Annotated in this window: 7 protein-coding genes; 1 reads left to right on the top strand and 6 read right to left on the bottom strand. The window is 66.1% G+C overall.

Features of this window, described 5'->3' with window-relative positions:
- Positions 1–2,133 (bottom strand): hypothetical protein (locus LLH00_12650; GenBank protein ID MCE5272118.1); only part of this gene is annotated, 2,133 nt, incomplete at its 3' end.
- Positions 2,134–2,268: 135 nt separating this feature from the next.
- On the opposite strand from LLH00_12650, the gene LLH00_12645 reads away from it, so the two are divergent.
- Entirely contained in the window at positions 2,269–2,988 is a 720-nt protein-coding gene (locus LLH00_12645; protein ID MCE5272117.1) for a DUF6250 domain-containing protein, read from the top strand.
- 364 nt (positions 2,989–3,352) lie between these two features.
- Here the strand turns inward: LLH00_12645 and LLH00_12640 are convergent, their stop codons facing one another.
- The 5 genes from LLH00_12640 to LLH00_12620 all read right to left on the bottom strand — a co-directional run.
- A complete protein-coding gene (locus LLH00_12640) occupies positions 3,353–4,321 on the bottom strand; it encodes an amidohydrolase family protein (protein ID MCE5272116.1) in 969 nt (322 codons plus the stop codon).
- A gap of 131 nt (positions 4,322–4,452) precedes the next feature.
- Positions 4,453–7,134, bottom strand: coding sequence for a hypothetical protein (locus LLH00_12635; GenBank protein ID MCE5272115.1), 2,682 nt, complete (start codon positions 7,132–7,134; stop codon positions 4,453–4,455).
- A gap of 48 nt (positions 7,135–7,182) precedes the next feature.
- Positions 7,183–10,374 (bottom strand): fused MFS/spermidine synthase, encoded by a 3,192-nt coding sequence (locus tag LLH00_12630; GenBank protein MCE5272114.1) that lies wholly within the window; start codon positions 10,372–10,374, stop codon positions 7,183–7,185.
- A 280-nt stretch (positions 10,375–10,654) separates the two neighbouring features.
- Positions 10,655–11,953 carry a right-handed parallel beta-helix repeat-containing protein gene (locus tag LLH00_12625; GenBank protein MCE5272113.1) on the bottom strand — a complete coding sequence of 433 codons (1,299 nt, stop codon included), beginning with the start codon at positions 11,951–11,953 and terminating at the stop codon, positions 10,655–10,657.
- A 116-nt stretch (positions 11,954–12,069) separates the two neighbouring features.
- A partial coding sequence (locus LLH00_12620; protein MCE5272112.1) for a hypothetical protein occupies positions 12,070–12,405 on the bottom strand: 336 nt, incomplete at its 5' end.

Genomic DNA, 12,405 nt, shown 5'->3' with positions numbered 1-12,405 from the left:
CGGAAGACGCACGCTCAGTTCGGCTCCCTTACGCTCCAGGGGGCACTCCACGGGCGGCTTGTCCCAGTCCTCCACCGCCAGCCAGGCGGCCCGCCTGATCCTCGCATTCTCGGGCAGGCGCAGGCTGACTGTCTGCCCCTGGACGAACTTCCGCTCGCGCATGCGCACCTCGGGCCGCAACAGGGTGACCACTATATCTCCGGCGTTCCAGGGGCTGTCCGGGTGAATGCGGAACACCTGTCCGCGCACGCCCTCCGGCAGGCCGAGCGGGTCGGGGTCGTAGACCCAGGTGCGGTTGCGGGTGAACCGCATCAGCGCGCCGTAGGCCAGGGCCGCCTCGGGGTCGGCCTGGCCGCCGCCCAGCTGTCCGCCCCAGGCGAACGTGTACTTTAGCGTGTACTCGGCGTAGGCCGGGTCGTTCTCGGCCGAATATTCCGTGGGCTGAAGGTGGCGGTCCTGGCACATCAGGGCCAGCATGGCGAAAATCTCCTCGCCCTCGGCCTCGCTCAGCATGCTGTCCGCCCCCTTGAGGCTCTCTATCGTGCGCGCCTTGTTCACCATCACCAGCCGTCCGGTAGCGTGCCACTTGGAGGCGATCGCGCCGATCATCCGCTGCTGGCTGAAATTGACCGAGGCCGCCGGGTGGTTGTCGATCATCGTGATCCCGTCATCGTGGGCGTAATCCACTCCGCCGTAGGCCCAGTTGTCCAGGGCCACCCCCGCGATGCGCGGGTAGAGCCGCTGCATCAGGTCCATCTGGCTCAGCTGGTGCTTGCCGAATGGAGTTTCCGGGCCGAAAAACATCACCGGCTGGTCGTGGTAGCAGCGTGAGGGCTGCATGTCCCGGCCCCGGGCGATCTCCGCGAACAGCCCCCGCTCCGTTATCGCCACCGTGTCGGCGTGGATGTTGAACCCGTAGAGGAACACCGCCTGGCCGTTGTCGCTCAAGCGGTCGATCACCCGGCGGTTGGAGTTCACGCTGATGTCGAAATACTCTTTCGCGTACGGCTCGCAGAACCAGGTGAAATCCGGGTCGCACTCTGCCTCGGGCGGGATGAAATCGCCGTGACGGTAGAAGTGTGTATGCAGCCAGGCGCAGGTGCCGCCGTAACGACGGTAACTCTCCAGCTCCTTGTCGCCCACGTGCACGTTCGCCCCCTGGCGCGCGCCCCAGATCGAGCGCATGCCGCTTTCAACGCGGAAATACTCCGGGTACATCGCGACAAGCCCGCCCAGGGCCGGGCGCCAGTCGGGCGCGTGGCCTAACAGGCGCACGGCGAAGCGCAGGGGACGGCCCGCGGTGAGGCCGACCAGCAGCTCGCTGACCCGCACCACACTCACCGTGGAGGGCTCCAGCGGTGCGGGCTTGGCTGCGTAATGCACCGAGGCCTCGGCCGAGGAGGGGTCCGGGACCAGGGGTACGTAGAGTCCGGACGGGTCCTCGGGCTCCGGCCCCAGGTTGAGCTGCACCTTGGGCAGTTCCAGGGGCACCAGCACGGACAGCCCGGCCGCGCCGGGACGGAACAGGGTGTACAGCGGGATGCCGGTGCGGGTCAGGCCCGGTTCGTCCAGCCCGTAGCAGTAGCGGCGGGGTGAGCCGGTAAGTGAGGACGGCTCCGGGAACGCCGCGGCCCAGCCCTGGAATCCTTTCTGCGCCGGCAACGCAAAACTGACCCGCACGTTGCGCTGAGCCGGATAGCGTCCATCCGGCCCCTTTTCCAGGTGCGCGCTCCACTCCAGGGTGAGGTCCCGGCTGTCGCCGCTCAGGCGCACATCCACCACGAACGGCGCGCCCGCGAACCGGCGGCTGTACTCGACACGGGTCAGCGCGCCCAGGCGGGTCACCCGCCAGCCGCTGATCGTGCCCGGCGCGGTGCGCTCGGAATACAGCTTGTGCTCCAGCTCATCGTACAGCTCGAACCCGGCCGCCCCGGCCGCTGGCCCGGCGAATTCGAGAGCCCGGGCGCCTTTCAGCGGTGAGGCCAGGCTCTCCAGACTCAAGAGCCGCCCGCTGGCCGGGTCCCAGGCTCCGCGCAGCGCGCCGCCCTCTAGTGTGACTGTGTCCGCGGCAAGCGCCCAGGCGGCAAAGACTAATAAACAGGCTATGGTGGTCAGACCGATCTTGGCTCTCATCTGCTTTCCCTGTGACAGAGTGGCGGTTGCACCAACATTAGCCAGGCCGGTTTCAAGCCTTGAACAGTGAGCCTGGCGGTGGTATATAATACCGGCAGGCAACTAAAACCGCAACAGGCGGCAAGGAGGGAGCTGATGCCCGGAAGGCTGATACTCTTGATGCTGACCGCAGCCCTGGCCGTGGCGCAAAGCGCGCAGGCCGGCCCGCGGCGCAATGTGATCTTGGGCGGCGAGCGCCTGGCCCTGGAGGAGGTGTTCTACGAGGATTTCTCGGACGGCCTGGAGCATTGGCAGGCCGAGGGGGATGCAGCCCTGCGCCTGAACGAGGGCTGGCTGGAGGTGGACGCCCGCGACGGGAAAATCAAAGCCGCCACGCTCTGGTGCAGGCAGAGATTCGAGGGCGGCCAGTTGGTGGAGTACGATTTCCGCCTGGACGGATCGAGTGTGCAGAGCAACGTGAACATGTTCCTTCTGGCCGACTGCCCGGGCGGTCTGCTCGAGACGGGCGCGGGCCGCAACGGCTCCTACGGGCAGTATCACGGCTTCCCCAACTATCTTGTCACCCTGCTGAACGAAACCGACAGCACGGACCGCACTGAACGCCTCCGTCTGAGGCTGCGTCTCGACCCGGGGTTCGAATTGAAGGATGAGCGCCGGTTCGAGCCGCTCGTTTTCGGGCGGGTCCACCACCTGGCCTATCTTCTGCAGCCGCCGCTTGTTACCGTGCTGCTGGATGGGGCCCCACTTATCCGCACACTCTACCGCGAAAAGCTCGAAAGCGGGTTCCACGGCCTGCGCACCTGGCACACGCACCTGTACTACGACAATTTCCGGGTCAGCCGGGTGCTGGAGTGAATGGCGGGTAAGGTGAGCCGCTTAAATCCCCTAATACCGTATCCATCTTAAGAACTGACAAATACATGTCGGTGGAAGAGGCAAATCCCCCCGGCCCTCCTTTGAGAAAGGGGGGTGATTCCAGCCTGCCCGAATTATTATCAAACGCCTATTCAGCAAGGAATTACCCTCCCCCTTTCGTAAAGGGGGATCGAGGGGGATTTGCCTTTCATGTGCACCTTTACTCATTCGGGAACATCGTCAATCCGTAATCTGAAAATGGAATAATAAGAGGTGTGCCTGCTGAACAGCGGGCGGGGTGTGTAAAAAAAGGAGCACGGCCTGCCGTGCCCCTTGTATTCTCCGGTTCAACAGCCCCAAATCATCACTTGCCGAACTTTTCCGGCTCGAACAGCGGGTGAGTCCCCGGGGCGAACGGCCGCGGGTGCTTGAACGCTTTGGTCGCCGGGTCGATGTCCAGGATGCGGGCGATGGTCAGGCCCCACATTTTCTGGCGCGTGGCCTCGGGCACCTTGTTCGCGTCCAGAAATTTCTGAAAACGGTCGATGTTGCCCACCAGGCCCTCCGGGTCCTCATCCGTACCGAACACGATGTGCTCGAACGCGTCCGGCCCGCCTTTCAGGGTGTGCATGGTCTGCTCACCCTCGCCCGCGTTCCACCAGAGGATCTTGGAGAAACGCTCCAGGTCGTTCAGCTTGATCAGCTTGTGCAGCGTGGAACCGGTGATGTCGAAGAACACGTTGGGGCTCCAGCGGCAGACCTCGGCCGCCTCATCGTACCACGGGTTGCCGAAATGCGCGCCCTGGATAACGGCCCGCGGGCAGATCCGGGCGATGGTTTCCAGGAACCCAGGCCGCATGCGCATCGAGGAACCCAGGTTGGGCTTGTCCTCTATCGGGCGGCTGGAGACCCCGGTGTGGAACAGCATGATCAGGCCGTAATTCTCGCAGGCGCGGTAGAGCTGCCAGTATTTCTGGCTGTCCCAGTCCTCCTCCGGCGAATGGAACTTGATCCCCACGAACCCGGCCTGGTAGAATTTCTCTATCTCGCGGATCGCGTTGGGGTCATCCGGCTGCACGCGACCGTAGGGGATAACCACGTCCGGGTGCTCCCTGGCCGCCTTGGCGATGAGGTCGAAATCCTCCATAAACGTGAGCACGCAGGCCATGGCGTTGTGTTCGTGGTAGATCTTCACCAGGCGGTCCACCCACTGCTGGTCGCTGCCGGCGTGGATGTGGCTGTCGATGATAAAGCTCTGGGCCGCCAGGGGCAGCACGGCGGCCAGGAGCGCAATTGCGGTGAAAAGGCCCAGACGGCGCAGGAAACGGTGCATCGGGATACCCCCTTGGACTCGAAGGATTGACGGCGGCTCAGAGTTCGATGGACGGATACTGCCGCACATAATAAAACAGTCCGCGCCGCAGGGAAAGACCTGGCTGAGGAAGACCGCCCCGATCCGTCCTGTCAGAATTCGGCGCTCACCTCGGCGCGGCCGCTGAAAGGCTCGATCCTGACTGTCTCGGTCTGCGGGTCGTAGACTCCGCCGGTGACCCGCAGCGCCTTGCGCCCCTGGGGGTGCGGCAGGCGCAGCTCCACGAAACCCGGCCGCCGCGCGCCGCTGCAATCCACCTCGGCGTGGACGGCGTCACGGTCCGCAGCCGACTCCACATGCAGCGAGAGCGGGCCGAAATAGGTGGCCACACGCTCCAGGTCGATACGCTTGCCGCGATCCAGCCAGGCGCGCGGCACTCCCGGCAGCAGCTTGATCCCTGTCCCTTTCTCCAGGCAGAGCATCCAGCGGGTCTGCATCATGAACCAGCCCTCCTCGTGGGTCTTGTGCGGGCTGGCCCCGAAATAGTGCTCCCAGAAAGTGTAGGTCTGACGGTCGGCCAGGCTGGCCACTGTGTTGTAATAGGCTTTCAGGAACGGCCTCACCTCGCCCCGGAGCAGGTGCACCACCGGGTGGCGGCTGTAGTAGGGCTGGCTGAACGCCGTGTTGCGGCTGGTCATCATCTCGCTGTTGAAATTGACCAGGAAAGTCGAGGCCGTCTCCTCCGGGGCCAGTACCTCCTGATAGACCAGGTAGAGCGGCCCCAGGGCATCGCGTATCTGCATCGCTCCGTGGCTGAACCAGCGGCCGCCGTCAGTGAACAGGCCCAGCGGGCCCTGGTGCTCGGGCCAGGGCGGAGCCGTAGGGCACCACGCGCCGCCACCCAGCGGGATGACCGGGGAGCGTCCCATGGACTCGAAGAAGGTCGTGCGGATGTCGGCTTTAAGCGCCTCGGCCTCCCGGCTCCATCTGGCCGACTCCTTAGGGTCCACCGCGGCCAGCATCTCGGCCACGCGGGCCAGCCCCAGATAGGCGTAGCCGTTGAGCATGAACGAGTGGAACGGGTCGTTGGGATCGGCGACCTTGCCCTCCAGCATGCCGTAACCCCGGCCGCGCAGGCTGTCATTCATATTGCGCTCGCGCCAGGCGTGCAGGTATTCGCAGGCCTTGACCAGCTTGGGCTCGATCCGCCGCACCCAGTCATCATCGCGCGTGTAGCGGTAGTGCTCCCCCAGGCTCCACAGCGCGGCCCCGGTTTCCAGCATGTAGCCGCCGAAATTCTGCATGAACCCGTCGTCGTGCTGCTTGTCCAGGAAATAGGTCAGCGCCCGCCGGGCTGTTTCGTGCCAGCCCATGGCGTCCATGAACTGTATGATGGGCGAGCTTTCCGAGCCGATCGCGCTGTAGACCCCGATGGTGGCGGTGAGCGTGCTGTCCGGTTCCAGGCCGTAGGTGATCAGATCAAGGTGCAGGAGCCCCGCCCGCAGCATCTTGTCGATCCGCGGCTCGGGAACGTGGATGCGGGCGGCGGAGTCGAGCTTGTGCTGCCAGAAAGCGCGGCACTCGGCGTGGCGCTGCTCGAACGAGGCTTCACGGAGTTTCAGGGCGCGCTCGCGGGACACGGGACGGTGCAGCAGGCGCACCTCCAGCACCGCGCTCCCGCCCGGCCGCACCTCCACCGCCGCCTGCTCCTGGCGCAACGGTTTGCCGTCCAGCGTCGAGACCGCGAACACCCGGCCGGACTCGAACACCCCCAGGCCCTCGGCCCCGTCAAAAGTGTACGGGGCAACCGTGGCGAAAGAAAAATCATCCGCCGGTCCGGGGGCCGGATTCCGGAAGAAAGCGTAGCGCGGGACCGAAGCAGCGTTCGCCGCCTCTATCCGCATGAACAAGACAGTCTCCTCGGGACGGTTCATCTCCTCCGGCGCGAGAGCATCGTAACGGGCCTGCTGCTCCGGGGTGAACATGTGCCCGGCGCCGAAACCGTCCGCCACGAGGTAATGCGTGCCGCGCAGGTTTTCCCCGGTGAGCGTGCTGGATTCGAGGCTCACGAACGCAGTCAGGTTGTACGTGATGTCGTCATCGATCAGGGCGCCGTGCAGGATGGGGAGAACCCCATCCTCCAGACGGCGGGTGATCCGGCTCACCGGGCCCCAGCCACGGCCCAGCAGGAACTTGTAGCGGCAGGGCTGGTCGCCGTTCTCCGGCAGCGCGACCTCATCGCCGTGGAAACGCGGCTGAATCCATTCCAGCCTGTCCCCGATGCTGAAAAGACGGATGTCCCGGCTCAGCCCCAGCCAGGTCTGGCAGGTCAGGCTGCGGGTGTTGGCCGCGGCGGAGTCGAAGCACTCCTCAGGCTCCGCGGCCAGGCGCTCCAGCTTGCTCAGCCCGCCGCGCGCCTTGATCGCGGTTTCTATCTCAGTGTACGAGCGCCTGTCCGACGCCTCGGTCACCACCACGCCGTACTCGGGGATATAGACCGGCTGATCCGTGCTGGCATCGCGCAGGAAAAAGCTGAAAGGGTTGTCTGCGGTCTTGACAGTGACTATTGTCGCCGCCTGGCCGTACGAATCGTCGCAGCCGCGGACCAGCGCCTCGATCCGGAACGGCCCCGCGGCTGTGGCCTTGAACCCGCCCGCACCCTTGAGCGCGCCCTTGCCCCGCATGATACACAGGCTGTCCAGGCTGCCTTTTGTCACGAGGATTTGCCCCTGCGGCTGGCCGTCCCGCCACTCCACCGCGATACGGCGGTCCACCGCGGCCGATAGCAGGCTGCATGAAAACAGCAGCCAGGCACAACAGGCTCTTACCCACATAATGACTCCTTTTGGGTTGGCTTTTCATCTGTACGGTACCGATCCAGTTCATTTCATCTTTTCAAGTATTCCCTGCACCTCGGTGTCCCCGGGCCGCAGCTCGAGCGCCTCGCGGAAAGCCGTGGCCGCCGCAGCGTTCTGTCCCAGGCGCAGGCGCGCCATTCCCAGGCCGTACCAGCCCTGGAAATTGCCCGGCTCCAGTTGCGAGGCCCGGCTCAGGACAGTCTCGGCCCGGATGTTGTCGCCCTGGCCCAGACGGAGGAAGCCCAGGTTGATCAGGGCGTTGACATAGTCCGGGAAGCGCGCCACCAGGCGCTCGTAGCAGGCGATGGCCTCGGTCTGACGGCCGTTGCGGTTGAGCGCGTAGCCCAGATGGAACAGCGCCTCCACGTTGCTGCTGTCCAGGCTCACCGCCTCATCCAGCACCGGCAGGGCCGCCTCCGCCTGGCCTGCTTTCAGATAGGCCCGTCCCAACCGGCCCAGGATATCCGAATCCCGCCGCCCCAGGGCCAGCGCCTCGCGGTAGGCCGTAATCGCGCTGTCGGCCTGGCCGGCCTCCAGCAGAAGGTTGCCCCGGTTGTAGCGCAGCACCGGGTCGGCCGGGTCGAGCCCGGCCATGCGCCCGAAGATACGGGCGGCGCGAAGGTAGTCCCCCCGGGCGGCCAGGCCGCTGGCCGAACGCCGCTGCACATAGTAGCATTCTGGGTTGCTGTCCGCCACCGCGGCCAGGTAGTCCGGCTCGCCGCGGTACTCCTCCAGATAATGCGACACGTTGCAACGGCCGGGCAGCACCCGGTCCGCGTTCGGGTAGTCGCGGAACAGGATGTAGTGCTCGGCCTGGAAACGCGCCTCCATGCTGTCGGTGAGCGCGGGGGCCTCCGCCACCGAGACCCCGCGCAGGAACACGTTCTCGCGCTCGCGGTAACGGTCGAGCAGGGTGAGGATATCCTCGGCGCCGCCCTGCTCCGTCGCCGAAAGCTGGTAGTAGGGACGGTCATCCGAGTTGGGCCGCGTGCTGCCGATCAGACGGCGCACCCCGTCCTCGCCGGTCAGGAAACACTCGGCCAGCTCCAGAGGCTGGTCCAGGCACCAGGGGGCCAGGTCATCTCGCAGGGCGGGCTGGGCCAGGGCGGCCCTGAGACCCGGCCACGAAACCTCCAGCTTGTCGGGCAGCCCCACCAGCAGGGTGTAGTCCTTGGTGAACCAGATACTGGTGTGCGGGAACACATCCTGGAACGCGGCCAGGATCGCGCAATAGCCCTCAAGGGTGCCGGTGTGAAGGGGCAGCCACTGGGCCATCACCCCGCCGGGGGCCAGGCGGGAGTGGCAGAGACGATAGAACTCGACGGTGTAGAGCAGCCAGCTGTCGGCCGAGCCGGGGTTGGTGGCGTCCGAGATGATGATGTCGAAACGGCTCCCGGTGGTGTAGAGGTAGTTGCGCCCATCCTCCAGGTGGATCCGCACCCGCGGGTCGTCCATCACGCTGCGGTTGCGGTCGGCGAACTGGCGCGAGGCCTCCACCACGGCCGGCTCCAGCTCCACCACGTGCAGCGCCTTAATCGGGTGCACGGCCACCGCTCCGGAGGCGATCCCGGCCCCGTAGGTCACCATCAGCACGCTCTGCGCCGGGCCGCGGTGCAACAGGAACGGAAGATGGCCCATCAGCTTGAACGTCTGCATCCCGCCGAACGAGTCGTGCACCTCGGCGATGGCGTTGATGAAGAGGTTGCGCAGACCGTTCAGCTTGTCGCGCGTGACCAGCACCGTGCCGGTGAGGCCCTCGTGGTAGAACAGCACCGCCTGGTGGGCGCGCTCCTTGAGCGCGAAACGCCGCACCTGGTTGGCCGGCAGCGCCGCGCCGGCGATGAATACGAGTATGACAGCCGCCAGGGACGCGCGCAGCTTCCAGGAAGCCTTTTTCCCCTTCCCGTCGGCCAGCAGCAGGCGGCACCCTAAGTAGAGCGTGGCCGCCGCGGCCAGGAACAGGCTCGGCTGCACTCCCAGGCGCGGGATCAGCACCAGTCCGCCCAGCAGCGCTCCTGCCACCGCACCCAGGGTGTTGGCCGCGTAGATCACCCCCGTGTCGCGGCCCACCGCGCGCTCATCCCGGCAGTAGAGGCGGCAGGTGAGGGGGAAAATAATCCCGCTCAAGAGCGCGGGCAGGAACATCACCAGCACCGCGTAGACAGTGCGCACAGCCAGCAGGCCCAGGAAACCGTCCGGGAACAGGCCCTGCAGGTGACGGATCGCCAGGCCGCTTTCGGGACGGCCGTAGTGCCAGCCCGTGGCCAGGTAGCAGGCCGCCGCGCTCAGGCCCAGGGCCGTCTCCAGCCAGCCCAGGGCGGTTACGGAAACCAGCCGCCGCTCCAGTAACGCCCCGTAAACCAGGCTCCCCAGGCCGATCCCGGCCAGGATCACGGCCAGCATCAGGTAGTAGACATACATGTCGTTGAAGACAATGTAGCTCAGGAACCGCGCCCAGACCGGCTCCAGGGCCAGCATCGCCGCCCCGGTGAGCGCGGCCGCCTCGACCAGCACCCGGGGGCCATGGACCGGGGCGGGATGCGCCCCTCTGGCCTGGGTTTTTACCGGCTGGGTCTGAGCTTTGCCCTCCATGGCGCGCAGGGCCAGCGCCGCGGCGAACACGGCCAGGTTGAGCGCCGCCGCGGCCAGAAGCGTGGCGTGCATCCCGGCCAGGCGCAGCAGCCAGAACCCGGTCAGCACGCAGCCTGCCACCGCGCCGGCCGCGTTCCAGCCGTAGAGCGAGCCGATCCGGCGGCCGGCCAGCTCCAGGCGCGGGGTGAGGTGCTGGCTCAGCACCGGCAACGTGGCGCCGATCAGGGCGGTGGGGAGGAGCAGGACAGCAAAGGAGAGAATGAAACGCACTGAGGCGGCGAAAACGGGCCCGGCGGGCAAAGACGCCACCATCCAGGCCGAGAGCGGTCCGATGCGTGGGATCAGCCAGCCGGTCCCCAGGCCGGTAGCCGCGATCCCCAGCTCGATCAGAGCGTAGAGACCCAGGCGGTCTTTCACCCGCTCCAGGCGGCGTCCCGCCGCCCAGGCCCCCAGGGCCAGGCCGGCCATGAACGCGGCCAGCACCACTGCGGCGCTGTGCAGGCTGTTGCCAAGCACCAGGGTGAAAAGCCTAAGCCACAGGCTCTGGTAGACCAGACCCGCGGCTCCGGAAACGAAAAAAAGCGGGTAGAACAAGGCGGGGTGCAGGGTCCTCGGCTTATCCAAGTGACGCTTCCGTGTCTGGGGGTTCTTTTATGCTTTCAGGCTGGTTTCAGTTTGTCTCTTTCTGTTGAATTAATCGCCGGACCGTTTCCACGGGCGCATGTCGGGGACGCCCGCGGACACCTGGACTCACTCTGTTATCACATGCCCCATTCGAATGGTATTGTTCAGCTTCCAGACAACCCCCGCCCGCTTGCGGCGGGCCTCCCTTTTCTAAGGAGGGAACAGGGGGTCTTGTTTTTCTCTTTTCAGGCGCGCCTTAGCTTGTTACGGGCAGGTCAGCTCACTCCCGGTGCTGGTAGGCCCCGGCGTCCGGGGCCGTGCTGTCCGGACGGGCCGCACCCTCCAGGTCCACCGCGGGCAGGCCCTCCAGCCGGGCCAGGACCCATTCGAAACCGCCCAGGCCGCGCAACACCTCGAGCACCTGCGGCCGGGCCGGGCCCAGCCCCACTGCCGGGGAGTGGGCCGAAAGATGGAAATCCCCGCCACCGGGCGCGACAAAATAGGGATAGGAGATCAGTGAATGTCTGTCGCAGCCGGTCAGGGTGCGCCACCCGTCCAGGCTCAGACGCCGGTCCCAGCGCTCCACGGCCTGGCTGCTGTCGACGCCCCAGAACAGGTTGCAGTCGCTGAACACGCTGCCCAGGCCGCCGGCGTTTATCTCCATCACCCCCCGCCGTCCCCCGGAAACGAAAACGTTGCCCAGGATCGCCACTTTCTCGCTGCTGGCGTTGACATTCAACCCGCTGCGGCCCTCCTCGGGACGGAAGAACACCGTGTTGCCGGTGATCAGCACTTTCTTGGAGCCCTGGCCGAACGAGCCGGCGTCCTGGTAGACCGTGATCCCGCCGGACAGGTTGTTGTACACCAAATTGTTGCGGACAATCAGGTCCTGGACGTGAGTCATGTTGATCCCGGCGCCGCCGGCCCGGCCGTTGTTCCAGATCACGTTGCCCTCGACCAGGCCGCGGTTCAGGATACCATCGCCGCCCTCGATCTCGGGGTCGCCGTTGAGGTGGATGCCGTTGCCCGCGTTGTCGTGGACCCGGTTGCCGCGGATCACGAAGCCATCGCCCGAGTTGCTGTGGTAGATCCCGTGCTGGCGCTTCGAGCCGCAGCACTCGTTGTTTTCGAACAGGACATCATCGGCGAAGCTGGTGAAAATGCCCCAGACCTCGTTGTCGGCGAAACGGCAGCCGGAGATGGCGATGTTGCGGCAGTAGCGCACGCTGCAGCCGGAGCGGCGCGCGCCGCGGACCGTGATATTCTCCAGGCGGACCCAGGCCGCGCTCTGCAGCAGAATGCCGTCCCGCTCACGGCCGCTGCCCTCGATCACCGCGTCCAGGCTCTCGCCGCGGACCACTATCGGGGCCTCGGGACGGCCCTGCAGGGCCAGAGTCACCCCGCCGGTGTAAGTCCCGTTGCTCACGAACAGGGTGTCTCCAGGCTCCAGATAATGCGCTGCGGCGGCGAACGATTTGTAGAACGCGCCGTGACGGGGCAGGGAGTTGTCATCTCCGCTGGGGGACAGGTAGAGCGTACGGGCGGAAAGCGGCGGGCAAAGAGCGAGTGTCAGCAGCAAAAGGCGTAAGGCTCCGGCATGTCCCTTTGGCATCAACCGCATCGAACAGCCTCCAGTGAGCGTAGTCATTTCCGGGACAGCATCAAAGTTAGCGCCCCCCGGGCGGTTCTGGCAAATCAATTCCGCGCGGCCAGGAACAGAGACACCGTCGAGGGGTCCCGCAGCTCCAGCAGGAGGTCGAGCACGTCCAGCAGCCCCACCCGGCCGTCGGCGTTGAAATCCAGACGCACTGGCAGCGGGTCCGTGAGGATCAACCGGGTCAGGGCGGTGGCATCCCGCAGCGAGGCCGTCCCGTCGCCGTCGTAGTCCATCCGCTGGCTCTGGTTCATCCCCAGCTCGTAGGCCCCGGCATCCGGAGCCGCGCCCACCGGCCGCAATGTGCCGCGGATGTCCCTGTCCGGCAGCGTATCCAGGCAGCCGATCAGCCAGTCGCAGCCGCCCAGGCGCTCCAG

The organism is bacterium, from assembly GCA_021372515.1.
Taxonomy (GTDB): Bacteria; Gemmatimonadota; Glassbacteria; order GWA2-58-10; family GWA2-58-10; genus JAJFUG01.
The sequence above is the reverse complement of the archived record's forward strand: the minus strand, read 5'-3'. Positions and strand labels throughout refer to the sequence as shown.